Source organism: Pseudarthrobacter sp. NKDBFgelt (assembly GCF_046097905.1).
In the GTDB taxonomy this organism is placed as follows: Bacteria; Actinomycetota; Actinomycetes; order Actinomycetales; family Micrococcaceae; genus Arthrobacter; species Arthrobacter polychromogenes.
In genome coordinates, this window is the sequence record NZ_JBJURL010000047.1 from 1 (window position 1) to 26454 (window position 26454).

The window sequence follows — 26454 nt, forward strand, 5'->3', positions numbered from 1 at the left end:
GGCGCCGTGCAAGGAACGGCCGACGGCGGGACGGACCCCGCGCAGGGCGACCAGCGGCACTGACGCATTGACGTCGTCCCACATGCGCCGCTGCGCCGGCTGAGGACCTCCGGGGCGCGCGGCCCCGTCAGCTGAGGACGGCCGTGGCGATCGCCACGAAATGTGCAGCGAAAGCTACCACGGTTAGGGCATGGAACAGTTCGTGGAACCCGAAGTGGTGGTAGCTGAAATTCGGTTTCTTGAGGGCGTAGAAGACTGCCCCGGTGATGTACAGGATGCCGCCCACGCAGATCAGGGCAGCTGCCAGGACGCTTGCCTGGAAGAACTGCGGCAGATAAAACAGTGCGCCGCAGCCCAGGGCGATGTAGATGGGTACGTAGAGCCAGCGGGGGGCGTCCGTCCACAGCAGCCGGAACAGAACACCGAGGATGGCCCCGGACCAGATGACCCACAGCAGCAGGACTGCCTGAGGCCTTTCCAGGAGGGTCCAGGCAAGCGGGGTGTAGCTGCCGGCGATCACCAGCATGATGTTGGTGTGGTCCAGCCGTTTGAGGACGATCTTGACCCCGGGCGACCAGTTGCCCCGGTGATAGACGGCGCTGACTCCAAAAAGCAGGACACCCGTGGCCGCGTAAATGGCGGACGTGATTTTGCGGTCCGCCGTCGGCGCAAGGGCCACCAGGATGATCCCTGCCGCGAGGGCAAGGGGTGCTGTGACGGTGTGGATCCAGCCGCGCCACTTCGGCTTGATCATCAGCAGTTCGGCCAGCCGGACCGCGGCCTCGTCCATGGCGTTGTTTGCCGCACCGTTTGCTGCGCCGTTTCCCGTGCCGGAACCGGCCTTCGGCTGCGGCGTCCGGGGGGCCTCCGGGGTGTCGCTGTTCATGGTCCCAGAATAACTTACGGATCGGTAAGTTACCGAAGGGTAGGTTTCTGGCGATCGCTGGTCCGGGCAGGAGGAGCGGGCCCTGGGCGCTTCGGACGGTAGCCTAGGATGTGCAAGTACGTACAGCGAGGAAGTCAGGTGAGTGGACGCGTGGAGTTGCCCGGGTTCCTCTATGGCTTCTATGAGCGCAGGCTGCTGAAGGACCTGGCCCGCGACCGCATTCCCCGCCATATCGGCGTGATGGTGGACGGCAACCGCCGCTGGGCCAAGCAGTTCAACGCCCCCACCAGCCAGGGGCACCAGGCCGGCGCCGACAAGATCCACGAGTTCCTTGGCTGGTGCCAGGAGCTGGGGGTCAAAGTGGTCACCCTGTACATGCTCTCCACGGACAACATGAACAGGTCCAGCGAGGAACTGGACCTGCTGATGGGCATCATCGCCAACACCCTGGACCGGCTGGACGAGGACGCCAACATCTCCGTCCACGCGATGGGTGCTCCGGAACTACTTCCGGACTACCTTGCCGAGCGCCTCAACAAGCTGACGGCGCGCACCCCCGTCCTGGAAAAGATCCATGTCAACGTGGCGGTGGGATACGGCGGCCGCCGGGAAATCGTGGACGCGGTGCGCGAGCTCCTCCATGACGCCGTGGCCAAGAACAAGGACATCGGCAAGCTTGCGGACGAGCTCTGCGTGGATGACATCTCCCGCTTCCTCTACACCCGCGGCCAGCCGGACCCGGACCTGGTGATCCGGACATCGGGGGAGCAGCGCCTCTCCGGGTTCCTGATGTGGCAAAGCGCGTACAGCGAGTTCTACTTCTGCGAGGCACTGTGGCCCGCGTTCCGGAAAGTGGACTTCCTGCGGGCCCTCCGCGACTACGCGGGAAGGCAGCGCCGCTTCGGCTCCTGACAACTCCGGTTCATCACAAGTTCACACCACTGCAACACGAATCGCCGCTTAATGGTTGCGGAAACTACCTGGGGTGGATTTACGTTATATCCATCAGCTGGCAAAACCGCCGGCTGATCGGGGAGGCCAGTACATGGAGCGAATCATCGCACCGGTTGTATGGGAGGCCGGACCCGGCCTCCCGGCCGAGCCGCCTCACCAATAACAATTCCGGGCTGGTGCCCGGGGCTGGAGTCGATGTGGCTACTTCTGAACAACTGCCCGAGGTCGTTTTTGACCAGGGAGGGAAAGCTACCTCTCGCGCCACGCGAGCCACCTCACAAACCGGTTCAGCAGCGGATGCTGCGGCCGGTTTTGCTGTCTCCGGAAGGGAAGCCGCCATTAACACCTTCGTCATCGACACCTCCGTCCTGCTGTCAGACCCCCGCGCCCTGCTGCGCTTTGCGGAACACGAGGTCATCGTTCCGATCGTGGTGATCACCGAACTGGAGTCCAAACGGCACGACCCCGAGCTGGGCTATTTCGCCCGGAAAGCGCTGCGGCTCCTCGACGACCTCAGGGTCAAACACGGCGGACTGAACCAGCCCATTCCCATCGGGGACGACGGCGGCTCCCTCATGGTGGAGCTCAACCACATCTCCTCGGAGGTGCTGCCGCTGGGCTTCCGGAGCGGGGACAACGACAGCCGCATCCTCGCCGTCGCCAAGAACCTCGCCAACGAGGGCAGGAACGTCACCGTGGTATCCAAGGACCTGCCCATGCGGGTCAAGGCCTCGGCCATGGGGCTCACCGCAGACGAATACCGCAACGAACTGGTGAAGGACTCCGGCTGGACCGGCGTTGCCGAGGTCGAAGCCAACGAGCAGGAGATCTCAACCCTCTACGGCCACGAGCCGGTGTTTATCCCGGCGGCAGCGGAAATGCCGGTCAACACCGGCCTGGTCCTGCTGTCCAACCGGGGGTCTGCCCTGGGCCGGGTGGGCCCGGACAAGCAGGTCCGCCTGGTCAAAGGCGACCGTGACGTGTTTGGCCTGCACGGGCGCTCTGCCGAGCAGCGGCTGGCCATCGACATGCTGATGGATCCCGCCGTCGGCATCGTGTCCATCGGCGGCCGGGCCGGCACCGGAAAGTCGGCCCTGGCACTGTGCGCCGGCCTCGAAGCCGTCCTGGAACGGCGCGAGCACCGCAAGGTCGTCGTGTTCCGGCCCCTCTACGCCGTGGGCGGTCAGGAACTCGGCTACCTTCCCGGCTCCGAGTCCGAGAAAATGAACCCCTGGGCGCAGGCCGTGTTCGACACGCTCGGTGCCCTGGTCAGCCAGGAGGTGGTGGAGGAGGTCATGGACCGCGGCATGCTCGAGGTCATGCCCCTCACCCACATCCGCGGACGGTCCCTCCACGATGCCTTCGTGATCGTTGACGAGGCCCAGTCGCTCGAGAAGAACGTCCTGCTGACCGTCATGAGCAGGATCGGCCAAAACTCGAAGATCGTCCTCACCCACGACGTCGCCCAGCGCGACAACCTGCGCGTCGGCCGCCACGACGGGATAGCCGCCGTCGTCGAAACCCTGAAAGGACACCCGCTCTTCGGCCACATCACCCTGACCCGCTCCGAACGCTCGCCCATCGCAGCCCTGGTCACGGAACTGCTCGAAGGCTAAGCGGGGGTGCCCGGGTGCCCCTTCCTCTGCGTGCTGGCTCCTCCGTCGCCTTTGACGCACGCTGCCGGAAGGCGCACCCGCGCACCAAGTCCCGGCACTAGCTGATGTTCAGGAAGTTCGCTGCAGCCTCGTGGCCCCCTACCCTGAGGGTCCAGTCAGGGCGCTTGAAGGAGTCCGGGGTGAGGCGGACGTGCTGGACTGTCTCGACCCGGGTGCCCCAGGCCTTGCGGGTGATGCCGTTGAGTTCGTAGCCGAGGGAACGGGAGACGCCCAGGGAGCCCTCGTTCCAGTCTGCTGCTTCTGACTCGGCCACTTCTGCGCCCAGCCAGTCGAACGCATAGAGCGCGACGGCGGCGCGCATCTCCTTGCCCAGGCCGCGGCCCTGCACGTTCTGCCTGAGCCAGGATCCCGTGCTGACCGTCTTGAGGGTGGCGAATTTCTTGGCCCCGACGTCCTGGCAGCCGATGAACTCACCTTTGTGCCAGATGCCCAGGAGCAGCGTCCAGGAGTCCGGCGTGCACTCGGCGCGGCACCGCCAGTACCAGCGGGCCATGTTCGGTCCAAGCTCTTCGGCCGGAAGCTCAGTCCAAGGAGTGCTGAACGGATTCCTGCCGGGCTCGTGGATACCCGTGCGCGCTGCTGCAACTGCCGCCGGAATCTCGTGGTCCTGGATGGGGCGGAGCTCCAGCCGGGGCGTGGCCAGCGTGAGGTCGAAGAGTGGCCACACGGCGTTCGGTGAAGTCATCCGCGAAGCCTAGCCGATGGGTGCCGGTTGTGGCCTGTCACAGTCAGGCGGGAACGTCCCAGCTGATGTGGCGGCGGACGTCGGTGAGGTTCATGGATTCGGCCAGGAAAAGATCGTCCAGCATGTATTCGTCCACGGCAATAATCCGCAGCCAGTGACCGTACTGGTCCGTTTCAGGTTCAAGTGAGCGGCTGGACACACAGACGCCGGTGCCCAGGTCCACCCTGATCATGGAGCGGCCCGGCATGCACAGGGGAGCGGCGGGATCCGCGGGATGGTAGGCGGCGGTCGGGGCCACCACCGCCTCAAGCGCCGGCCGGCCCTCACACTCAACGCGGCGGACATCCTGGACCTCCACGGGGTTGCTGCCGGGGAACTCGAGGGGCACGGGAGCGTTGCCGGCAAGCTCCACCGGATCCAGCGCCGCGGAGAAGCGTCCGTTGCCGAAACCGGGCTCCCCATAGGCCGCCTCGGGGCGCCGCCGCACCAGGCCGAGGTCGTCGTAAACGGGCGTCACCAGGTGGGGCGGCAGGAGCCAGGATTTCCGCGTGGAGCTGATGTAGAGCCCGTCCCTGGAGTCGTTGATCCCCGTGGTGCTGTGGAGGACCAGTCCTTCAGGGCTTTCCAGGCGGAGGGCTCCGGGGCGCCGCAGCCAGGCACGGACCAGGGGAGCTGCAGGGCTGGGAGCTTCCGCGAAGGGTTCATTCCAGTACTCGAAGCGCAGCGACTGCCATTTCCAGGGGGAGGACCGGCACAGGTTCCGGAACATCGCTGCAAGGTCCGTGGGGGCAGCTCCACTGTCCGGATCCGGCCGGTGCCGGAAGTCCCACGTCGCCATATCCACAGTTTACGCGCGGGCGGTGCGTGGGCGGGTGGAAATCCAGTAGCATCCGAGGGTGATCCATCGACTGGGCGAACTATGGCAGCACACTCCGCCGGCCTTCTGGCTGGTGCTTGCCGCGTGCGCCTACTTCGCGGTGATGGCCGTCCGGCTCACGGTGATCGACGTCCGGCACCATCTGCTGCCGAACAGGATCGTTTTTCCGTCGTATGCCGTGGCCGGTGTCCTGCTCCTGGCGGCGGCGGCCGTGGCCGGGGCGGGCTCCGTCCAGGGGCCTGCTGGTCCACTCGCAGGCCTTGCGTCCCAGCCGATGCTCCGGGTCGTGGCCGGGGCGGCCATCCTGTGGCTCTTCTACTTCCTCCTGCGGCTGGTGTACCCGCCGGGTATGGGCTTCGGGGACGTGAAACTCGCCGGAGTCCTGGGAATGTACCTGGGCTACCTCGGGTGGGGGCATCTGTTTGCAGGCACGTTCCTGGCCTTCCTTTTGGGCGGTCTCTGGTCCGTCGCACTCCTGGCGGCCCGGAGGGGAACGCTTAAATCGTCCATCCCCTTCGGCCCGTTCATGCTCGCCGGAGCCGCCGCAGCGATGCTGCTGCCGGCCTGACTTTCAGCGGCCGGGATCGGGGTGTACGGGCAGCCGACGCTGGAGAACAGTTCGGTAGGCTGGCACAATGCCTGCGCCTGACTATGTCCTGAAGCTTCGCAAGAAAATCGGCAACGATCCGCTGTGGGTCCCGGGGGTGCGGGGCGTGGTGGTGGATGCCGCGGGCCGCGTGCTGCTGGCCCAACGGGCAGATAACAGGCAGTGGGCCCTGGTGAGCGGCATGCTTGAGCCGGGCGAACAGCCGGCCCGCGGGCTGGTGCGGGAAATCTTTGAGGAAACGGCGGTGGTGGCCGAACCGGAGCGCGTGGTGTCTGTGGGGGCCGTGGGGCCCTTCACCTACCCCAACGGCGATGTGTGCGAGTTCCTGGACGTCGTATTTCTGTGCCGCTACGTCTCAGGGACTGCCCGGGTTAACGATGACGAGTCGCTGGCCGTGGGCTGGTTTGGAATCGATGAACTGCCCGACCTCATGGCCGGACACCTCACCAGCATCCACCGTGCCCTTGCAACCGCCGAAGCCGCGCACTTCGAACCCTGATCGAATCATCGCTGCCTCATCATAAGGAAGCACAACAGGGGCGCCGCAACCCCCAAGATTGCGGCGCCCCTGCCCCACGTGCGCGGCAGCCCTGCAGCGTGATTGCCGGCAGGACGACGGCGGTCAGTTGCGCTGGGAGACCAGCTCGCCGTCGTCGTCTTTGACGCTCTCCACAGCCCCGGCATTCGTTGCCTTGTCCGCGCCTGCTGTTGCTGGTGCCGCCCCGGGTAGCCCCGCGGCGAGCCGCTCGGCTTCCTCGCCTCCCACGGCCTCGCCGCGGGCCACCATGCCCGCAGTGTCCGAGAGCGGGATCTGCTTCAGCGTGATGGCCAGGACCAGGGCCGCCGCAATGAAGGGGATCAGGTACCAGAACACCGGGGCAAGGGACTCGGCGTAGGCGTTGACGATGGCGCCGCGCAGCTGCTCCGGAAGATTGCTCAGGGCCTGCGGATCCAGCGTGCTGGTGGACTGGGCCGCCTGGTCCGCCGACGCGCCGGCGCCGGTAAAGGCACTGGTGAGGGACTCCGAGAGCCGGTTGGTGAAGATCGCGCCGAAGACGGCCACGCCCATGGCGGCGCCCACTTCGCGGAAGTAGTTGTTGGTGCTGGTCGCGGTGCCGATCTGGTCGGCCGGGACGGAGTTCTGCACCACTAGGACCACTACCTGCATGATCAGGCCCAGGCCGGCGCCGAAGATGAACAGCTGGACGCAAATAACCCAGATGGGGGTGCTGGCGGCGAGGGTGGTCATCCAGAGCATGGCGGCCATGGTGAGCGCCGCGCCGAGGATGGGGAACATCTTGTACTTGCCGGTCTTGGAGATCCGGATGCCGGAGTAGATGGATGTGCCCATCAGGCCGGCCATCATGGGCAGCATCAGGAGGCCGGACTCAGCCGCGGAGGTGCCCGAGGACATCTGCAGGAAGGTGGGCACGAACGCAATCGCGGAGAACATGCCCAGCCCAAGGGTGAAGCCGATGGCCGTGGCGTTGACGAAGATGCGGTTGCGGAACAGGCTCAGGGGAATGATGGGATCTTCGGCCCGGCGTTCCACCATGACAAAGGCGGCCGCGGATAGGACCATGCCTGCGCCGAAGGCCCATGTGAGGGGGGAGTCCCAGCCTTCGTCCTTCTTTCCGCCGAAGTCCGTGAAGAAGATGAGGCACGTCGTGGCGGCGGACAGCAGGACGACGCCCAGGATATCGATCCGCTTGTCTGCCTTCTTGTTCGGCAGCGTCAGGGTGAACCACGCAATGGCGAATGCTGCGATGCCGATGGGGATGTTGATGTAGAAGGCCCATTCCCAGGTCAGGTGGTCCACAAAGAAGCCGCCGAGCAGGGGGCCGGCCACGGCGGAGAGGCCGAAGACGGCGCCCAGCGGGCCCATGTATTTGCCGCGGTCCTTTGCCGGCACAATGTCGGCGATGATGGCCTGCGAGAGGATCATGAGGCCGCCGCCGCCCAGGCCCTGGATGGCACGGAAGATGACGAAGCCCCAGAAGTCGGTGGCCAGGGCGCAGCCCACAGAGGCCAGGGTGAAGAGGGCGATGGCTGTCAGGAACAGGTTGCGCCGGCCCAGCACGTCACCGAATTTGCCGTAGATGGGCATCACGATGGTGGTGGCCAGCAGGTAGGCGGTGGTGATCCAGGCCTGGTGTTCCACGCCGCCCAGCTTGCCTACGATGGTGGGCATGGCGGTGGAGACGATGGTCTGGTCCAGGCTGGAGAGCAGCATGCCGGCTATGAGGGCGGAGAAGATGATCCAGATGCGTTTCTGCGTCAGCAGCAGCGGGCCGGCTGCTGCCTTGGGACTGGCGGCGGTGCTCATGAGTGTCCTTCTGCGGGTACCGGGAGTTCGAATGGCTGTGAAAAGAGCTCGCTGGCAGCAGAGATGTTCTCCATCAGCAGCTCGGAGTACGGGCGGGTGTTGCCCTCGGAGAAGTAGGCCATGCTGCTTTTCCGGGCGATGGTCCCCAGCAGGACCACAGCCATCTGGACCACGGGGTGGTCCGGGGCCACGCCTTCGCGAAGGGCGACATCCCGGGCGAACTGGGCTTCCCGCTGCTCGGTTACTCCGATGATCCGGAGGATCAGCTGAGGCTCCTTCTTGACGACGCCGATCAGCTGGCGGGTTTCCTCTTCCGAGGCGGCCATGTGCTCGGACAGTTTCAGGGAAAGCCGGACGAGGTCCTGGAACAGCGTCGGGGAGATTTCGCCGGCGGGCGATGCGTGCCCGCCCGCGATGAATTCCTCCAGGACACCTGCGGGGATGTCATCGTCGATGTGGCCGAGGACGGCATCTTCCTTGGTGGGGAAGTAGTTGAAGAACGTCCGGCGGGAAATGTCGGCCTGCTCGCAGACCTCCTCCACGGTATAGCCGCTGAGGCCGCGTTCGGCGGTCAGCTTCCGGGTGATCGAAGTGATCGCGGCGCGCGTTGCTGCCCGTTTGCGCTCGCGGAGGCCGCCCTCTATTGCTGCACTTTCATTCACAAAGTGAAGTTTTGCACTGGACATGAATAAGTGCAAGTTTTGAAGAGGCGCGAAGATGGAGTTTTTGTCCACGTATGCAGGGTTGAGCGGCGCTGAAGCCTGCACATCTGGACAAAAACTCCACAGTGCGACGACGGCCGGTACCTTTCGTGGGAAGGTACCGGCCGTCGTCGTACTTGAACGGTAAGTGCGGAGGCTACGCCTTGTGGGCGGGAGCCGTCATGGTAGTGACATCCAGTGCCTTGTCCAGGTCCGCTTCGGAGACCTGGCCCTCGCCGTCACCGACGAAGCCCAGCTTCTCGGTGGCCTGGCGGACGGTCAGGCCATCCGCCACGGCCGTCTTGGCGATCTTGGCCGCGTTCTCGTAGCCGATGTACTTGTTCAGCGGGGTCACGATCGACGGTGACGCCTCGGCCAGGAAGCGGGCACGCTCCACGTTCGCGGTGATGCCGTCGATCATCTTGTCTGCCATGACCCGGCTGGTGTTGGCGAGCAGGCGGATGGATTCCAGCAGGTTGGACGCCATGACCGGGATGCCGACGTTCAGCTCGAACGCACCGTTGGTGCCGGACCAGGCGATGGCGGTGTCGTTGCCGATGACCTGGGCTGCCACCATAATGGAGGCCTCGCAGATGACCGGGTTGACCTTGCCGGGCATGATGGACGAGCCGGGCTGCAGGTCCGGAATGGCAATCTCGCCAAGGCCCGTGTTGGGGCCGGACCCCATCCACCGGAGGTCGTTGTTGATCTTCATGAAGGAGATGGCGATGTTGCGCAGCTGGCTGGACGCCTCGATCAGGCCGTCGCGGTTGGCCTGCGCCTCGAAGTGGTCGCGTGCCTCGGTTAGCGGCAGGCCCGTGTCCGTGGCCAGCAGTTCGATGACGCGCTCCGGGAACCCGGCCGGGGTGTTGATCCCGGTGCCCACCGCCGTGCCGCCAAGCGGAACTTCGGCCACGCGGGGGAGCGAGGCGTTGATGCGCTCGATGCCGTAGCGGACCTGGGCCGCGTAGCCGCCGAATTCCTGGCCCAGGGTCACCGGCGTGGCATCCATCAGGTGGGTGCGCCCGGACTTGACCACGTCCTTGAATTCAACGGCCTTGCGCTCCAGGGACTCGGCCAGGTAGCCGAGGGCGGGGATGAGGTCGTTGATCAGCGCGGAGGTGGCGGCAACGTGCACCGACGTGGGGAAAACGTCATTGGAGGACTGTGAGGCGTTGACGTGGTCGTTCGGGTGGACAACCTTGCTGCTGCCGGCCGCCTTGAGGGCGCGGGTGGCCAGCTCGGCGATCACCTCGTTGGTGTTCATGTTGGAGGACGTGCCCGAGCCGGTCTGGAAGACATCGATGGGGAAGTCGCCGTCGTACTTGCCGGTGGCTACCTCATCCGCGGCCGCCGCGATGGCTTTGGCCAGCTCGCCGTCGAGCACACCCAGTTCAGCGTTGGCCTGGGCGGCAGCCTTCTTCACCCGGGCCAGCGCTTCAATGTGCGCAGGCTCCAGGGTCTTGCCGGAAATCGGGAAGTTCTCCACTGCACGCTGCGTCTGCGCGCGGTACAGTGCGTTCACGGGGACGCGGACTTCGCCCATCGTGTCATGTTCAATGCGGAACTCTTCAGTGGAAGTCATGGGGCTAGCTTAGGACGCCCGGGCGCCGCACCGAAAACCGTGAACTGCTTGCTACACACTGCCCACCGAAGCCGTTCCGGGAAGCCCCCTAGAGCTCGCCGATTCCGGAAACAAGGTTGGCGCGGCCCTCGGCCAGGCTGTACGAAAGCCCGATCACGGCGGCCTTGCCTGACCCGATTGCGTCGGAAATCACACGGGAGCTGTCCACGAGCCGTTCAGAGGTCTGCTTGACGTGCTCCACCACCATGTCGTTGACATCGGTCTGGTCGTTGCGCAGCGATGTCAGGACGGAGGGCGTGATGCGTTCCACGAGGTCCCGGATGAAGCCTGCCGGCATCTGTCCGGTCTCCACAGCTGACTTTGTGGCAGAGACGGCACCGCAGCTGTCGTGCCCGAGGATCACGATCAGCGGCACGCCCAGCACGCCGATGCTGTATTCGAGGGACCCCAGGACGGCGTCGTCGATCACCTGGCCTGCGGTCCTGACGACGAAGACGTCGCCCAGGCCGACGTCGAAAATGATTTCAGCGGCGAGCCGGGAATCGGAGCAGCCGAAGATCACGGCGAACGGGTGCTGGTTCTCCACCAAAGAGGACCGGCGCGACGCATCCTGGTTGGGGTGCGAGGTCTCACCGTTGACAAAACGTTCATTGCCTTCGCGCAGCCGGCGCCAGGCGAGTGCGGGAGTCAGGTAGGTAGTCACGCGCCCACCTTACGGCGCTGCGGCGGGGGAGGGTGAAACTGTGACAGCCGGGTTGCTTTCCAGGGACGTGACGACGGCGTCCGCCAGTGCGGCGAACTCGTCCAGTTGGGCCTCCCCGGACAAAACGACGGTGGTCCCGCGGTAGTCCAGCACCAGGGATTTCTCACCCTTGCCGGTGTCCCGAAGTTCCCATTCCTGCCCGCCGGCGCTCCGAGAGCCGGTGACGGGTGCGTTGCGCGTCTGCTGCAGCAGCCAGGTGGGGTTCGCGTTCCTGGTCTGGACCAGCCCGATGAAGGACTCCTTGGGCGTCAGGTATCCCACTTCCCAGGTGGGGACGCCGTTGCCGGTTCCGGCTTCCCACCGGGCGTAGTTGGGGCGGAAGCTGCCGCCGGTGTCCGGCGCGACGGGTGTGAATCCTGCCACATCCGTGGCATTCCGCGAGACGGCTGCCACATCGATATTCGGCCGGTAGCCGTCGCTCTTGGGCAGCGGATTCATGAGGATGATGGGCAGGAACGCGGCAATGCTCACCACCAGGGCGATGATCATTCCGATGACCGAGGCGTTGGCGCGCTTGGCGGCAGCAGCCGGAATGACAGGCTTTACGGGCGCATTTCCTGCCGCGGCGCCGGGTCCGCCGTTGCCCTCGGATCCGGCCGGCTCTGGGCTGGGACTGGTCTTTTCCTGCATGTCATTCACCCCTCAATAGTCGCCCATTCCGGCAGCCGACTTCCATTTGGGCGCCTCAGGCCCCCTGCCGCCGTCGCCGGTACATTGCGCGGGCGCGTCATCCGCCACCCCGTTGAGCGGCTCGCGACTATGATCGGTAGCAGAGGAATCACCGCGCTGCTGCACCGGCGGGGCGGGTTTTATGATCGCCACTCGAAGAAGAGGTTCACGTGTCACCAGCGTCCATGACCCAGAAGTACTCCACGATCTCCCCGTCCCTTGCCGTAGGCATTGACGAGCCGGACCGCAACCTTGCCCTCGAGCTTGTCCGCGTGACTGAAGCCGCAGCCATCGCCGGCGGCCACTGGGTGGGCTTCGGCGACAAGAACAAGGCCGACGGCGCAGCGGTCGACGCCATGCGCTCCTTCCTCCAGACCGTCCACTTCAACGGCGTTGTGGTCATCGGTGAGGGCGAGAAGGACGAGGCCCCCATGCTCTTCAACGGAGAGCGCGTCGGTGACGGCACCGGCCCAGAGTGCGACGTTGCCGTCGACCCCATCGACGGAACCCGCCTGACTGCCCTGGGCATCAACAACGCCCTGGCCGTCCTCGCGGTGGCCGAGCGCGGCTCCATGTTCGATCCTTCCGCCGTGTTCTACATGGAGAAGCTCGTCACCGGCCCCGAAGCCGCGGACATGGTGGACCTCCGCCTCCCGGTCAAGCAGAACCTGCACCTCATCGCCAAGGCGAAGGGCGTCAAGGTCAACCAGCTCAACGTCATGATCCTCGACCGAGACCGCCACAAGCCGCTTGTGGAGGAAATCCGTGAAGCCGGTGCGCGCACCAAGTTCATCATGGACGGCGACGTCGCCGGTGCCATCGCCGCAGCGCGGACCGGCACAGGCGTTGACGCGCTGATGGGCATCGGCGGCACGCCGGAAGGCATCGTTACAGCCTGCGCCATCAAGTCCCTGGGCGGTGTCATCCAGGGCCGCCTCTGGCCCACCAGCGACGAAGAGAAGCAGAAAGCCATCGACGCCGGCCACGACCTGGAGCGGGTCCTCTCCACCAACGACCTCGTCTCCAGCGACAACTGCTACTTCGCCGCCACGGGCATCACCGACGGCGACCTGCTGAAGGGCGTCCGCTACTCCAAGGACAAGGTCCTGACCCAGTCCATCGTGATGCGTTCCAAGTCCGGCACCATCCGCTTCGTTGACGGCGAGCACCGCGCCGACAAGTGGGAGGGCTACGCCCGCAAGAGCTGACGCCCGGCGCGCTAATTCGCCAGGCCCCCGGAAGTGCGCACCGCACTTCCGGGGGCCTGGCGTTTTAAGCGCTTGGTATAGGGTTGAAGCCATGATTCCTGCTGTTGTGCCCTGTACTGACCGCGCCCTCTGGGACGACCACGTTGACCGGTTCCAGGGACATCCGCAACAGTTGTGGGGCTGGGGCGAAACCAAGGCCATGCATGGCTGGACCGTTGACCGCGTGCTCATCAACGACGCCGGCAACACCATCGGCTGCGCCCAGCTGCTAATCCGCCGGCTTCCACTTCCCTTCCGGGCCCTGGTGTATATTCCGCGGGGGCCCATGTGCGCCCCGGAGAACGCGCAGGCGGTCCTGAACCACCTCGCCGATCACGCGGCAGTCCGGCACGGTGGCGTTGCCCTGAGCATCGAACCCGACTGGGACCAGGACTCTGTTTTTGCAGGAGCCGTGGCAGCCGCAGGATTCCGTCCGTCCGCCAACACGGTGCTGATCCCGCGCACATTGATCCTTGACCTCACCAGGTCCGACGACGAGCTCATGGCGGACATGTCCAAGTCCACGCGTGCGAACATCCGCAAGGCGATGCGCAGCGACGTTGAGTTCCGCAAGGTGAAGAACGATGCCGAACTTGAGCAGGTGCTCGCGATCTACCACGAGACGGCTGAACGCGCCGGGTTCGGGATCCACGAGGACCAGTACTACCGGGACATTTTCCGGAACATGGGGGACGGCTCACCCATCATTGGGGCGTTCGACGGCGAACAGCTGCTGGCGTTCGTCTGGCTCGCCAGGAGCGGCGCCACAGCCTTTGAGCTCTACGGCGGCGTGTCCGCAGAGGGACAGAAACAGCGCGTCAACTACGGCGTGAAGTGGGCGGCGCTGCAGGCGATGCGGGAAGACGGCTGCCGCCGGTACGACTTCAACGGACTCCTCAACGACGGCATCTCCGACTTCAAGAAACAGTTCGCCAAGCACGAAAACATGCTCCTGGGAACCTGGGAGAAGCCGCTCTCGCCGCTGTACCCCGCCTACGCCCAGGCCATGCCCCTGGCGCGCCGGGGACTGCAGACGGGACGGCGCATCCTGAAGGCCGCTGCCGGCCGGGTGCGGCCCGTGCTTCAGCGGCTGCGCCACGGCAACTAGCTTCACCCACCAGCTGCGCCCAGCAAAGGGCGACGGCGGCACCCCGCCCGGGTGCCGCCGTCGCCCTTTGCCGTTGCTGTCCGAAGCGCCGACAGCCGCTAGAGGCCGGTGGTCACGGCGAAAGCAAGCGCCTGCTCCGTGCAGCCGGCCACGGGGTGGACGTTGACCGGAGCCTCGGCGGCCGGCAGGAAGGCGCTGCCGCCCCTCGAAAGCTGCAGGTCGCCCTTGGGCGAGTCCAGGTAGATTTCTCCTGCCACCACGATGACAACGGCTGCCCCGGACTGCGCCAGCGGGACCGGGGCCGCGCCCGGCGCGAGCTCGATCCGCTGGAGCTGGAACTCCTCGAACGGCGGGCGGAACACTTCCTGGTCCAGGGCCGTCCGCTCGGCGGCCAGCATGGGCACCGCAACAGGCTGGAAATCAACGGTGCGGAGCAGCTCGGGTACGTCCACGAACTTCGGCGTGAGGCCGCCGCGCAGGACGTTGTCCGAGGAAGCCATGACTTCCACGCCGAGGCCGTGCAGGTACGCATGGACGTTCCCGGCCGGCAGGTACACCGCTTCGCCCGGCGCCAGTGACACCCGGTTCAACAACAGGGAGATCAGGACACCGGGATCCCCTGGATACTTCTCGTTGAGGCTGATAACGGTTTTCAGCTCGGCCTCATGCGGGGCGAGGGCGGCTTCGGACAGGAGTGCAGCCACCACCAGCGCCGTATCCTCAGCGACGGACCGGCCTCCGGTGATGAGGCGCTCGAAGGCCTTCCGGAGGCCCTGCCCCTCGTCGCTTGCGCCGAGGTCCTCCTGCAGCTCTCCCACCAGGGCAGGGACCCCCGCTTCGCTGGAGCCACAGGCTGCGGCGACGTGCGCCAGGATCTCCCGCGTTTCCGCCACCGGACGGAATCCGCAGAGCGCTTCAAACGGAGTCAGGGCGAGGATCATCTCGGGTTTGTGGTTGTCGTCCCGGTAATTGCGGTTGGGGGCGCCCGCCGGCACCCCTTCCGCGTTCTCGCGGGCAAATCCGGCGCGCGCCTGCTCCAGGCTGGGGTGGACCTGCAGGGACAGGGGCTGGGCTGCGGCGAGGATCTTGGCCAGGAAGGGCAGCCGGGGGCCAAAGCGGGCCACGGAGTCCGCACCGAGGAAATGGCCGGGATCGCGGGAGATCAGGGCATCCAGCGCAGTCGTCGCTCCGTCCCCGGGGACGCGGGCGGTGGACGGTGAATCGGGGTGGGCGCCGATCCACAGTTCGGCTTCCGGGCGGCCGGACTCGGGCCGTCCCAGGAGGGCCGCGATGGCCGTCGTCGAACCCCAGGCATAATCGCGCAGGACGTTCTCAATCTCGTACAAAACCGGTTCCGTTCCCTAGGTCTGTTGGATAATTTGTGCGGCTACAGCGGCGCGCACTGGCCGTTGGTTGCCACGAGCCCGGCGATGGCCTGTTCGTTGCCCTCGAGTTTGAGCTGGGTCAGCATCTCTTCCGTGATCAGCTCGCCATCTGGCGTGGTGGTCACCGGAGTGAAGTCCGACGGCGCGGGCGACTGCTGTGAACGAACGGCGCCGGCAAGGGGGAGACTACCGGCAGTTCGGGCTGCCGCGGCCTGGACATGGCCCGGTGCGGCGACCGCTTCCACCACGGCGTCGTCCTGCACGCCTGCTGCCTGGGCCGAGGATGCGGAAGCCAGCAGCTGGTCCACGCGGTCGTGGATCTCGTCGAAGTCCGGAACCGTGGAGAACGAGGCATCAAAGTCAGGCGGGCCGATGGTCAGCCGTTTGATGTCCTGGCCCTTGGCCTTCATGGCAAGGTCCACGAAGCTCCCCAGCTGCGAGGAGGAGATGTTGGAGTCCACCACCTTGGTTCCGGCGTCGGCGATGTCCTCGAACTTGGCCAGCAGGGTGGCGGGGTCCAGTTGCTTGAGCATGGCCTGCTGCACGCACTGCTGGCGCTGGATGCGCGAGTAGTCGTCCACATACTCCCGCGACCTTCCGTACCAAAGTGCCTGGTTGCCGTCGAGGGTTTGTTCACCGGCCGGGATCCAGCCCAGCGGCATGCCGTGGGTTTGGGTGAAATCGTCAAAATAGCCGCTCATGGGAACCCATCCGCCGGCTTTGATCCTGATGCCGCCCATCGCGTCGATGAGCCTCGAGAAACCGTCCATGTCCACCAGGACGTAGGCCTGCACCGTGATCCCAAGCGTCCCGGAAACGGCTTCCAGGGTGGCCTGAGCGCCGGGGTCGGCGACGTCGGGGTAGAGGTCGGCGTACTCGTTCGTCACCTCGGTGTTGATGGCATTGATCAGGCACTCGTCCCCGCAGTCGTAGCCGTCCGGGTAGATGGCCCGCATGGGGGAGTCCTCGCTGAACTGGGCGTTCTGGAGGTTCCGGGGCACGGAGATGATGGCCGTCTGCCCCGACTCGGCGTCCACGCTGAGGACGGAAAGGCTGTCCGGGCGCCTCCCGGTGCGGTCCTCGCCTGCGTCCCCACCCATCATCAGGAAGTTGTAGCGGCCTTCAACGGGATCGATCGTGGGGCCGGAGGAGAAGATGCTCCCAATGGCATTACGCCCCACATTGAGCAGGTAGGCAGCATAACCAAGGGACCCGCTGCCCAGGACCATGGCCAGCACCAGTGCTATCCCCACTGCGGGCCGTGCCCGGGGTGCCAGCAGTGTGGGGCGGATGAGCCGGAGGGTGTTGAGGAAGAGCAGTGCCCAGGCAGCTGCCAGGGCTGCCAGCAGGATGACGATCGCCAGGGAAGTGAAGGGATGGGTGATGATGTTGATCAGCAGGGTCCGGTTGAAGAGCAGCAGGAGCACCGCGGCGGCCAGGGTTGCCCAGACGCCGAGGGTGACGCGCAGCGCGGCACGGCCGAGTTTGCGGCTGCCGGCCACGACCTGGGCGCTGCCCGGAACCAGGAGGGTCAAAAGGATGAGGACGAAAGCCCGTTTCGTGCGCACAGGAGAGGAAGCACTGGCTGGGTTACGGACCGGGTCGGTCATGGAGGTGCCGGGGGCGGCCTGCCGCATTTTGCTGCTGGACATACGCGCCGCCTAGCGGCCGCTCCGCAGGGCGCCGTTGCCGTCTGCAAAGACCTCGCTGACTTTCTGGCGCAGGTTGGCACCCTTGCGGGTGGCGACTGCGTTGAGGTCTGCTGCGAAATCAAGGAGGTCCGCGCGGAGCGACGCTGCGAGCTCGTCCGTGCCCGCAGCGAGCATCCGCACGGCTAGAAGCCCGGCGTTGCGGGCTCCTGCGATGGACACGGTGGCCACCGGGACGCCGGCAGGCATCTGGACGATCGACAGCAGGGAATCCATTCCGTCCAGGGTCTTGAGCGGAACGGGAACCCCGATCACCGGGAGCGGGGTGACGCTGGCCAGCATTCCCGGCAGGTGGGCTGCGCCGCCGGCCCCGGCGATGATGACCCTCAGGCCGCGTTCATGGGCTGTCTGCCCGTAACGGATCATTTCGGTGGGCATCCTGTGGGCTGACACGACGTCGGCCTCGAAGGGAATGCCGAACTCCGCCAGCGCGTCAGCCGCAGCCTCCATAACGGGCCAGTCGGAGTCGGATCCCATGACGAGCCCCACCAGCGGGGCGGCCTCCGAAGCTGTGGAGGGGGTGGTTGGGGCGCTCATGGCTTCTCCTCGAAAGTGCTTGGCAGTTCTTCTGCCGGTGCCCGGCCGTCGCGGATGATGCTTGCCACCATCGTGGCACGGCGGCGGACGGAATCAACGTCCGCCGTGGATGAACCCACCAGGTTTACGTGGCCGATCTTGCGGCCCGGGCGGACGGACTTGCCGTAGCAGTGCACCTTTGCGGCGGGTTCGCTGGCAAGCGCCATCGGGAAGGCAGAAAACAGGTCCTGGTTGTCGCCGCCCAGGAAGTTTTTCATTACCACCACGGGGCCAAGCACATCGGTGGCGCCCAGGGGAAGGTTCAGTACCGCCCGCAGGTGCTGCTCGAACTGGCTTGTCACCGAGCCGTCCTGCGTCCAATGCCCTGTGTTGTGGGGGCGCATGGCGAGTTCGTTGATCAGGAACCCTGCCCCGACGCCGGGGGTCTCAAAGAGTTCAACGGCCAGCACGCCCGTGACGCCAAGTTCACCAGCAATCCGCAGGGCAGCGTCCTCCGCGGCAGCAGCGACCTCCACCGGGATGTCCAGGGCGGGAGCTATCACTTCATCACACACACCATCCACCTGGATGGTGTGTACCACCGGCCAGGCGCGGGCTTCGCCGTCGGGTGTCCTCGCAACGAGTGCTGAAAGCTCCCGCGTGAATTCCACTTTGGCCTCAGCGAGGAGGGGGCTCATGGCGTCAAACCATTCAGAGGTTTCGGCAGCTTCTTCTGCAGAGGCGACGATCCTGACACCCTTGCCGTCGTACCCGCCGCGCGGCATCTTCAGCACAACGGGCCAGCCTGTTTCATCGCCGAAACTGACCAGTGCCGCCACGTCCGGCACGGAGGCCCAGGCCGGGTTGGGAAGCTCCAGCCGGTCGATGGCGGCGCGCATGACCAGTTTGTCCTGGGCGTTCACGAGTGCATCAGGCCCGGGCTGGACGTTAACGCCGGCGTCCTGCAGCGCGCGTAGATGGTCTGTGGGGACGTGTTCGTGGTCAAAAGTCATAACGTCCAGGCCTTGGGCAAAGTCCAACAGCGTCTGCAGGTCCTTGTAGTCGCCCACCGGCGAGGAGGACACTGCCGAGACGGCAGAGACGTCGTCCCCTTCGGCGAGGACACGGAGTTCGAAGCCGAGGGCAGTTGCTGCAGGGGCCATCATTCGGGCAAGCTGGCCGCCGCCAACTACGCCTATTACTGGAAAAGTCACATGGGCCAGCCTACCGAAGACCGTCCGGTATCCCGCGCTCCGGTCCGGCGGGCCGGGAGTATTTCAGCGGCTGGGGTACCCCTTTCCGCCGGTTGGGAAGGCTGACTCACAGGTTTGGGGGCTAAAATGGCCTCCGGCCCAATGGCCCACAGTTCACTCAGCCATGGAGGGCCATGTTCACCACACTTGCAGACCGTATCCGGGGGCTCGCCTCGCTTTTTTGGCGCGAAGTGGCCAAGTTCGGAGCCGTGGGCGGTGTGGCCTTCGTGATCGACAACGGTCTCACGTACTACCTGATGCACGGTCCGATGACCGACAGCGAGGCCAAGGCGCGGTTCGTTGGCGCTTCCGTAGCCACGGTCTTCTCCTGGATCGCCAACCGTCTCTGGACCTTCCGGCACCGCCGCCAGGCCAACGTGCTCCGCGAATTCCTGATGTTCGTCCTCATCAACGGGATAGGCATCGGGATCTCCACGGGCTTCACAGCCCTTGCGAAATACGGGATGGGCATCACGGACAAGAACATGTTGTTCCTGGCCGGAGTGGCGGGCATTCTTGTGGCTACGGTGGTCCGCTTCTTCGCCTATCGGTTCCTGGTCTTCAACCAGGAACTGGACCAGGAACTGGAGTTCTCCCACGACCACGAGCTCATCGAGCTTCACCACCGCCACAAGGAGCATGGCTCCGGGGTGGAGCGCGAAGCGGAACCCGAGCCTTCGACCGACGGACGCGCCAAGCCGTAGCTGGAGACCTTGGGGCGCGGGCGGGCGTAAGGCCCCGGCTTTCCTAGCTGCCGTGGATGCGCTCCGCTGTGAGCAGCTTGTCGGTCAGCTCCACCTCCGGATGCGTCATGACCACCGATCCACCGTGCTGCCAGGCGCCCAGGGCATTGGACAGCGCGCCTTCCAAGCCGTTCCCGGCAGGAACATGAAGGCGTACGCCTTCATCATGGCGGGCGGCGAAGCTGCTGAGCAGGTCCTGATGGGAGTGCGTCCGGCCGTCCCCCGCCACGAGGGCGCACCCTGCGGGATCAGGCTCGGCGTGCGGCATGAAGACGTCCCCGTGGGAGCGGACTTCCGCGGCGAAGTCCAGGCAGCCGGCCGCAAGCGCACCCGGCCACCGCATCGCCAGCGCCGGCAAGGCCACGGCGATGACGGCGTCGTATTTTCCTTCAACTGCCTCGGGATCCGCCGTAGCCAGATAGTCCGCCGTGCCCCCGTCAAGAACGGTCTGCAGCCCCACCTGCCAGGCGGCCAGCGCCCAGACCACCGACTTCCAGTGCGCGGGCAAATCCATGCGCAGGCGCATGCCGGGGGTGGCGTCCAATTCGTCCTGGAGCAGGTTGCTCGTCTTGGCAACCCAGTTGTCCAGCACCCTGCCGGAGAGCTCCACCCGCTCATCGTCAGGGCCGTACCACGTAAGGCGGGGAGCCGTTGAATTGCCCGAACGGAGCGATGACATGAGTTCAGATAGCGGGGTGCCCATGCCACCATCCTGCCACCGGGAGGATGGCCAATCACGGTGGACGTGGGACAGGCTTGGCAGATGAATCGGACCCCCACAAGGTGGAGTGACATTAATCACAGGGGATACTCAGCCTGCTTGCTATTTTATCTGTTTGCCGGTATTTTTCCCGCCGTTGGTGGCGATTTGGGCCGTTGCCAGGGAGGATTCGAAGTTCCTCGCCAGCCGCGCCGTGCCGGCGTTATCAATTCCCGGGCGTGGCGTACGCCGCGTTCGCCATCCTGAGTGATTATTATCCGGCGGCAGCTTGACTCGTCCAAGTTACACACGTGTAATTAGATACCTAAAGGCAACTGCGTAAATGCCGGCACACAACCGAGTGCCACGTATCCAGGCAGTAGCTGCAAATCAGGAGGGTCGCCGATGGGGCAAGCAGAGCGTATCCAGGAAGATGCCGTCGTGGCCGGCCAGGCAACGGCAAAGTACCGCGCCCGGGGGGTGCCAAGCGATTGGTACGTGGACCCCGCCGATCCTGATGCTGCCGACCGGTACAACAGGAATGCGGGCGGCGTCCTGGAGGACCAGGCCACTGCATTCCTCGCCGCCCATGAGGCGCTGCTTGACGGTGGCCCGGAGTCAGAGGATGATCTCGACCCGCCCATGGAACTTGCAGCCGGTGGCGCAAGCCAGCCGGTGTGGATCGGGCTGCCCTTCCAGCAGGATTTCGACGACGAAGGTGAGCTCGGCTGGCAAACAGACGCCTTGTGCGCCCAGACTGACCCCGAGGCATTCTTCCCTGAAAAGGGCGGCTCCACGCGGGATGCCAAAAAAGTCTGCGGAGCCTGCAATGTGCGCTCGCAGTGCCTTGAATACGCGCTGGCAAACGACGAACGGTTCGGCATCTGGGGAGGCCTTTCCGAGCGTGAGCGCCGGCGGCTTAGGAAGCGAGCAATCTAATTCACCAGGATGTTCACGTCACTGCCGTTGTGGTCGCCCACAACGGCAGTGCCTATCTGCCCAGGACCCTTGCAGCCCTGGCGGGCCAGACCCGGCCCGCGGACTACGCAATCGGCGTCGACGCCGGATCACGGGATGACTCCAGGGTCCTCCTGCAGCGGGCCCTGGGCGAAGCCAATGTGATCAGCCAGCAGCGCGGCAAAGGCGGCATGGGGGCGGCCGTTTCCGCAGTGCTTGCCGAACTGGCTCCCTGGCGGGGGAGTGCCGCGCCGGACAAACCGGAGTGGATCTGGCTGCTTCACGATGATGCAGCACCTGCTCCGCAAGCACTGGCCGAACTGCTCAGCGCTGTTGAACGGGCGCCCTCGGTCACGGTCGCAGGGTGCAAGCAGCTGGACTGGCACGCGGAACGCAAGCTCATCGACGTCGGCCTGTCCACCAGCCGGTGGGCTGAGCGGCTCACCCTGATCGACGCCGACGAACTCGACCAGGGGCAGTACGACGGCCGCAGCGATACCTTCGCCGTCAATTCCGCGGGCATGCTTGTCCGCCGTGACATCTGGGAGCACCTGGGCGGTTTCGACCCTGCCTTGCCCGGCAGTGGCGACGACGTCGACTTCTGCTGGCGCAACCGGCTGGCCGGGCACCGCGTCGTCGTGGTGCCCGCGGCCCGCATGTTCCATGTTGCGCACCGGCCTCAGGCACTGGGCAACGCGGCGGCGGCCCGGAAAGCCCAGGTCCACCTGCGCCTGAAGCATTCACCGCCATGGATGGTGCCGGTCCATGGGGCCGGGGCACTCCTGGGCAGCCTCTTCAAACTCGTGCTGAGCATCCTGGTCAAGGATCCTGGGCACGGCCTGTCACAGGTGGTTGCCACCTGCGGGGCCCTCGGAAGGCCGCGCGCAGTGGCGAGGGCCCGCCGCAGCGCCCGCCGGACCCGCCGCATCCGCCGTTCCGTGATCCGCAAGCTCCAAACCCCCAGGCGCGAAGTCTGGAGCCACCGGCGGTCCCTGATGGAGGCGCTCGGCTCGGACACTTCCCCGTCGGACGAGCTTGAACAGGATCCCTTGGCGCACCAGCCCACCGGCGATGCCTCGGACGACTTTGCTGCCTTGGCCACCACAAAGCGTGGATGGGTGGGCAACGGCGCCCTGGCTGTGGTCATCGTTTCGTCCGTGGCCTCGCTCCTGGGCCTGACCGGGCTCTTCCGTGCCGACGCCGTGTCCGGCGGTGCGCTTATTCCTGTCGCTGCCAGCCTCGGCGACATCTGGCACCACGCTTCCAGCTGGTGGATTACCCTGGGGGCAGGGCTGCCCGGACTGGGGGACCCCTTCGGCTACGTCCTGTGGATCCTCGGGATCCTGGGCGGAGGCGATGCCAACCCCGCCATGGCCTGGCTGCTCCTGCTCGCCACGCCGCTGTCCGGGCTCACGGCATGGTTCGCCGCCGGCGGGCTGACTGTCCGCCGCCGGCTCCGGCTGGCCGCCGCCCTCCTCTGGGCTGCCGCACCTGCACTCCAGGTCGCGCTCAACCAGGGCAGGGCAGGGGCGCTGGTTGCCCACCTCATGCTTCCCCTGGTGGTCCTGGCGCTGCTGCGGGCCACCGGCTCCGCAGTTGGCCATGGCCGCTTCACGCTGCCTTCCCCCGCCGAAGGCCGTCCTGGCGAGAGGCCCCCCGTCAGGCCCGGTATCAACGGCACGCCATCCTGGACCGCCGCGGCCGCGGCCGGCCTTGCGCTGGCAGTCGTTGTTGCATCGGCACCTTCACTCTTGCTTCCGGCTACCGTGGTGGTCGTGCTCTGCGGCCTCCTGCCCGGACGCCGCGGCCGGACGGTCTGGTGGGCCCTGCTGCCCACCGCGGCCTTATTCATCCCTTTCGGACTCTCCGTCCTGGACAGGCCCCGGGCCTTACTGGCCGATCCCGGCCTGCCGCTTGCCTTCGACGCAGCGCCGCTGTGGCAGCAGGTGCTGGGCCAGCCGCTGCGGTTTGACCCGCAGGGCGGCCTCGCCGGGCTTCCGTCCTTTGCCGGCGGCACAGTACCGTGGGCGCTGGTGCTGGCACTCCTGGTCGCCGCCCCGGTGCTGGCGCTGGCCGTCGCCGGACTGGTGGTACCCGGGCACCGTGCCGCTATGGCGAGGGGTTTTTGGGTGGCAGGGATCCTTGCCCTGGGAGGCAGCTGGCTGGCAGGCCACGTGGCCACTGCCGTCAACGCCCAGAACCTGGTCACTCCATTCACTGGGCCGGCAGTGTCTGCTGCGGCTTTCGCACTCCTGGCGGCAGGCGTCCTCGGAGCGGAGCGTCTGCTTTCCATGGCGCACCGGGGAGGGGCCAGCGGCAGCGCCAAGCGCCGGGCCGCCCTTCGGTCCGCCACCGCCGTCGGTATGGTCATCCTGCTCGCGGGGCCCCTGGCCGGAATGGCTGCATGGTCAGCCCAGAACCTGCTGCGCCCTGCCACGGCGGCCGCTGTTGGCATGGGGACGGCCTCCCCGGGCGGCGAAGCCGCCAGCCGCCAAACCCCCGACGCCGCCGGCCTGCTCGGAACCCCCCGGCTGGTGGAGGCCACCAACCCGCGCACCCTGCCTGCCACCGCCATTGACCGCGGAACCGGGCCTGAGCAATCACGCACCCTGCTGATCAGTACGCGGGACAACGGGACGTTCGACGCATCACTGATGCGCGGCGCCGGAACCACCCTGGACAGCCTCTCCACGGTTGCTTCCGCGCGGAACATCATCGGAAGCCCGGGTGCCGAGACCATTCGCGACGACGACGATGTCACCGCCGCCGTGCGCCGTGTGGTGGCAACGGTCGTCGCAGGCCAGGGCGTTGACCCGCGGAACGACCTCGAACAGCTGGGCGCAGGGTTTGTTGTCCTGCGCTCCGCTGACACGGCTGCCCAGCTGACGGCCAGCCGGATGGACGCGGTACCGGGCCTTGTTGCCGTGGGCCAAACCGATGTGGGGTGGCTCTGGCGGATCACCCCGCTGAACCAGCCGGCCCTTCAGGCCGCAGACGTTGCACACCGGGTACGTATCGTCGATGGAAGCGGTGCTGCCATCGGACTGGTTCCCTCCGGCTACAGCGACGTGGACGCCCCCGTTCCGGCCGGTCCTGAAGGTCGCCTTGTGGTGCTGGCCGAACGAGCGGATGCCAGCTGGACCGCCTCGCTTGACGGCCGGAAATTGACTGCGACCACCTCCGGCTGGTCGCAGGCCTTCACGCTTCCCGCAACAGGTGGCCAGCTCACCATCCGCTACGAAAACCCCTGGGCCGTGTGGACGGCCATTGCACAGATCACGGTGATTGGCCTGACGGTCCTGCTCGCCATACCAATGCCGGCCAGGAGGCCCCGGACGGGCATCTCCCGGGACGAGGGCTCCCTGCGTAAGGAACACCAGAATGCATGAGCACACTACGCCGCCGGCAACTCCGGAGGCCCAGTCCTCCGGCGACGCCGGCAAGCCGCTGGAGGACGCAAGCACAGCGCACCAGGAAACCACGGCGGATACGGGTCAGCGGCACGTACCGCGGGGACGCAAAACGGCGTTCGTGGGGCTGGCGTCCGCGGCTATGATCCTCACCGGTGCGGGGGCGGTAGTGGCTGGGGGATCGCTGCTGCCGCCGCCGGAATCGAGCCGCGTGGTAGCTGCCGCAGCGGCAGCCGTCCCCGCCGGGGCGAGTGTGGGCGTTTGTCCGGGACCGGCCCGGCTGCTGGAGGGGACAGAAGCAGGCACCGACCCCCAGTTCAGTCCGGTATCAGCCACCGCGGCCAGCGCAGTGACGGGCGCGGTGCTCGGCGCGGCAGGGGTCCTGCCGGCCAGCCGCCTGTCCCAGCTGGACGGGACAACCGCAGTGGACATCTCCGAAGGGCCAGGCCAGGGCGCTTCCGCCGCGGCGCCCCAGGAACTCCTGGCAGGCGCAGTGGTGTCCCGTCCCGTGGAGCAGGTGAGCGTGCTGAGCGCCGAGGCACTGGCGAACCAAAAAGCCTCAGCTGCAGCGGTGATGAAGTTCACCGCCACCGATGGCGACCTTCAAGGCACTGCGGCCTCGAACTGCCACCAGCCCTCGAATGACCAGTGGATCGCGGGGGCAAGCACCACGGTGGGCCGGGCATCAGTGCTGGTGTTGACCAACGCCTCCACCACCCCCGCCACGGTGAGCCTGGAACTTTTCGGCGCAAAGGGCCAGATCCAGGCACCCGGCAGCAGGGGCCTGCTGGTTGCGCCAGGCAGCTCGCGGGCCTTGGTCCTTGCCGGCCTGGCCCCGGGCGAGGCGCAGCTGAGCGTCCGTGTCCGAAGTGCCGGAGGCCCCGTGGCTGCCGTCATCCAGCAGAGTGTCCTGAGGGGCCTCACCCCCGGAGGAGTCGACTTCATTGCCCCGGGAGCGGCTCCGGCCGTGCGACAGGTCATGACGGGTGTGGACATCCAGGACCCTGCCGGGCTGGCCCAGCTGACCGGAAAGCCAGGATACGAGGACGCAGGACCGGCGCTCCACCTGACAGTTCCAGGCCCTTCGGATGCAGTGGTGGAAGTCCGGATGTACGGACGCGACGGACAGGAGGCCCTGCCTTCGGGCGGGGTCATCACCGCAAAGGCCGGCGCCGTCACCGAAGTCTCCCTCGCAGGTGTCCCGGCCGGGCAGTACACGGTGGCTGCTTCCTCGGACGTTTCGTTTGTCGCCGCGGCCCGGGTCACCCGCGGGCTCCAGGAAGACCAGGCCACGGACGTTGCCTGGGCGGCCGCCGGAGTGCGGCTTGGCAGCCAGCACGTCGTTCCGGTTCCCCAGGGCGGGATCCGCAGCCTGGTGTTTGGTGCCCTGGACACCAGGGCAACCATCACGTACTCCGCCATTACGTCCGATGGAAAAGTCAGGGCACCGGCCACCGCCGATATTGCCGGTGGGACGACGTCCTCCATCGCAGTGCCGGAAAAGGATGGCGACGCCGACGTCGTGGGATACGTGGTGTCAGCGTCAGGGGACGCCGCCTATGGCTCCGTGCTGGTCCAGCAGGACGGAAGGAGCGATATCTCAACGCTCGCGTTCCTGGCAGCGGCGGCCGGCCAGGAAACAGTGCCCGTCACCCTCAGCTACTAACGGCCCCAGCCGCTGAACCCACTTCCGGCCG

General features: G+C 66.4%; 23 protein-coding genes. 10 read left to right on the forward strand and 13 right to left on the reverse strand.

What is annotated here, in order from left to right; genetic code table 11:
- Positions 1-127 precede the first annotated feature (127 nt).
- Entirely contained in the window at positions 128-790 is a 663-nt protein-coding gene (gene trhA / locus ACKAE7_RS13325; protein ID WP_188809436.1) for a PAQR family membrane homeostasis protein TrhA, read from the reverse strand.
- Between the two features lie 246 nt (positions 791-1036).
- Between trhA and ACKAE7_RS13330 the strand changes: the two genes are divergently transcribed.
- Both ACKAE7_RS13330 and ACKAE7_RS13335 read left to right on the forward strand, forming a co-directional pair.
- Positions 1037-1798, forward strand: a complete 762-nt coding sequence (locus ACKAE7_RS13330; protein ID WP_104185378.1) for an isoprenyl transferase — start codon at positions 1037-1039, stop codon at positions 1796-1798.
- Between the two features lie 239 nt (positions 1799-2037).
- Positions 2038-3456, forward strand: a complete 1419-nt coding sequence (locus ACKAE7_RS13335) for a PhoH family protein (protein WP_408979431.1) — start codon at positions 2038-2040, stop codon at positions 3454-3456.
- A 97-nt stretch (positions 3457-3553) separates the two neighbouring features.
- Here ACKAE7_RS13335 and ACKAE7_RS13340 read toward each other — a convergent pair whose 3' ends face one another.
- Together ACKAE7_RS13340 and ACKAE7_RS13345 are read right to left on the reverse strand one after the other, a co-directional pair.
- Positions 3554-4201 carry a GNAT family N-acetyltransferase gene (locus ACKAE7_RS13340; protein ID WP_408979432.1) on the reverse strand — a complete coding sequence of 216 codons (648 nt, stop codon included), beginning with the start codon at positions 4199-4201 and terminating at the stop codon, positions 3554-3556.
- A gap of 43 nt (positions 4202-4244) precedes the next feature.
- Positions 4245-5039, reverse strand: coding sequence for a hypothetical protein (locus tag ACKAE7_RS13345; protein WP_190610758.1), 795 nt, complete (start codon positions 5037-5039; stop codon positions 4245-4247).
- Between the two features lie 58 nt (positions 5040-5097).
- Here ACKAE7_RS13345 and ACKAE7_RS13350 point away from each other — a divergent pair, with 58 nt between their 5' ends.
- A complete protein-coding gene (locus ACKAE7_RS13350; protein WP_188809204.1) occupies positions 5098-5646 on the forward strand; it encodes an A24 family peptidase in 549 nt (182 codons plus the stop codon).
- Between the two features lie 67 nt (positions 5647-5713).
- Complete coding sequence (locus tag ACKAE7_RS13355) at positions 5714-6184, forward strand: NUDIX hydrolase (protein ID WP_408979433.1); 471 nt, start codon at positions 5714-5716, stop codon at positions 6182-6184.
- Between the two features lie 123 nt (positions 6185-6307).
- Here ACKAE7_RS13355 and ACKAE7_RS13360 read toward each other — a convergent pair whose 3' ends face one another.
- The 5 genes from ACKAE7_RS13360 to ACKAE7_RS13380 form a co-directional block, all read right to left on the reverse strand.
- Positions 6308-8011 (reverse strand): MDR family MFS transporter, encoded by a 1704-nt coding sequence (locus ACKAE7_RS13360; protein ID WP_408979434.1) that lies wholly within the window; start codon positions 8009-8011, stop codon positions 6308-6310.
- Positions 8008-8673: a TetR/AcrR family transcriptional regulator gene (locus ACKAE7_RS13365; RefSeq protein WP_408979435.1), complete on the reverse strand. Its 666-nt coding sequence runs from the start codon at positions 8671-8673 to the stop codon at positions 8008-8010. Before ACKAE7_RS13365 ends, ACKAE7_RS13360 begins: the two co-directional genes overlap by 4 nt.
- Before the next feature lie 196 nt (positions 8674-8869).
- Entirely contained in the window at positions 8870-10297 is a 1428-nt protein-coding gene (locus ACKAE7_RS13370; RefSeq protein WP_408979436.1) for a class II fumarate hydratase, read from the reverse strand.
- An 88-nt stretch (positions 10298-10385) separates the two neighbouring features.
- A complete protein-coding gene (locus ACKAE7_RS13375) occupies positions 10386-11000 on the reverse strand; it encodes a carbonic anhydrase (RefSeq protein ID WP_066274414.1) in 615 nt (204 codons plus the stop codon).
- Positions 11001-11009: 9 nt separating this feature from the next.
- Positions 11010-11690, reverse strand: a complete 681-nt coding sequence (locus tag ACKAE7_RS13380; RefSeq protein WP_229666309.1) for a DUF4245 domain-containing protein — start codon at positions 11688-11690, stop codon at positions 11010-11012.
- Between the two features lie 224 nt (positions 11691-11914).
- Here ACKAE7_RS13380 and glpX point away from each other — a divergent pair, with 224 nt between their 5' ends.
- A complete protein-coding gene (gene glpX / locus ACKAE7_RS13385) occupies positions 11915-12937 on the forward strand; it encodes a class II fructose-bisphosphatase (protein WP_181038053.1) in 1023 nt (340 codons plus the stop codon).
- Between the two features lie 91 nt (positions 12938-13028).
- Entirely contained in the window at positions 13029-14084 is a 1056-nt protein-coding gene (locus ACKAE7_RS13390; protein ID WP_190610740.1) for a peptidoglycan bridge formation glycyltransferase FemA/FemB family protein, read from the forward strand.
- A gap of 98 nt (positions 14085-14182) precedes the next feature.
- On the opposite strand, the gene manA is transcribed toward ACKAE7_RS13390, so the two are convergent.
- Genes manA through ACKAE7_RS13410 form a run of 4 tightly spaced genes read right to left on the reverse strand, consistent with a single transcriptional unit; the run spans position 14183 to position 18908 of the window.
- Positions 14183-15430, reverse strand: a complete 1248-nt coding sequence (gene manA, locus ACKAE7_RS13395; protein WP_190610735.1) for a mannose-6-phosphate isomerase, class I — start codon at positions 15428-15430, stop codon at positions 14183-14185.
- A gap of 41 nt (positions 15431-15471) precedes the next feature.
- Entirely contained in the window at positions 15472-17121 is a 1650-nt protein-coding gene (locus ACKAE7_RS13400; RefSeq protein WP_408979437.1) for an LCP family protein, read from the reverse strand.
- Positions 17122-17130: 9 nt separating this feature from the next.
- Positions 17131-17715: a 5-(carboxyamino)imidazole ribonucleotide mutase gene (purE, locus tag ACKAE7_RS13405; RefSeq protein ID WP_188730323.1), complete on the reverse strand. Its 585-nt coding sequence runs from the start codon at positions 17713-17715 to the stop codon at positions 17131-17133.
- Complete coding sequence (locus tag ACKAE7_RS13410) at positions 17712-18908, reverse strand: 5-(carboxyamino)imidazole ribonucleotide synthase (protein ID WP_188730321.1); 1197 nt, start codon at positions 18906-18908, stop codon at positions 17712-17714. The genes purE and ACKAE7_RS13410 overlap by 4 nt, the downstream gene beginning before the upstream one ends.
- A gap of 173 nt (positions 18909-19081) precedes the next feature.
- Here ACKAE7_RS13410 and ACKAE7_RS13415 point away from each other — a divergent pair, with 173 nt between their 5' ends.
- Positions 19082-19651, forward strand: coding sequence for a GtrA family protein (locus ACKAE7_RS13415; RefSeq protein WP_408979438.1), 570 nt, complete (start codon positions 19082-19084; stop codon positions 19649-19651).
- Between the two features lie 43 nt (positions 19652-19694).
- On the opposite strand, the gene ACKAE7_RS13420 is transcribed toward ACKAE7_RS13415, so the two are convergent.
- On the reverse strand, positions 19695-20393 hold the full coding sequence (locus tag ACKAE7_RS13420; RefSeq protein WP_191034275.1) for a TIGR03089 family protein: 699 nt from the start codon (positions 20391-20393) through the stop codon (positions 19695-19697).
- Positions 20394-20795: 402 nt separating this feature from the next.
- Here ACKAE7_RS13420 and ACKAE7_RS13425 point away from each other — a divergent pair, with 402 nt between their 5' ends.
- From ACKAE7_RS13425 to ACKAE7_RS13435, 3 genes are read left to right on the forward strand one after another with little or no spacing between them, the layout of a single operon-like run.
- Positions 20796-21329 (forward strand): WhiB family transcriptional regulator, encoded by a 534-nt coding sequence (locus ACKAE7_RS13425; protein ID WP_104185360.1) that lies wholly within the window; start codon positions 20796-20798, stop codon positions 21327-21329.
- Positions 21330-21358: 29 nt separating this feature from the next.
- Positions 21359-24736, forward strand: coding sequence for a glycosyltransferase (locus tag ACKAE7_RS13430; protein ID WP_408979439.1), 3378 nt, complete (start codon positions 21359-21361; stop codon positions 24734-24736).
- Complete coding sequence (locus ACKAE7_RS13435; protein ID WP_408979440.1) at positions 24729-26423, forward strand: DUF5719 family protein; 1695 nt, start codon at positions 24729-24731, stop codon at positions 26421-26423. Before ACKAE7_RS13430 ends, ACKAE7_RS13435 begins: the two co-directional genes overlap by 8 nt.
- Positions 26424-26454: the final 31 nt, after the last annotated feature.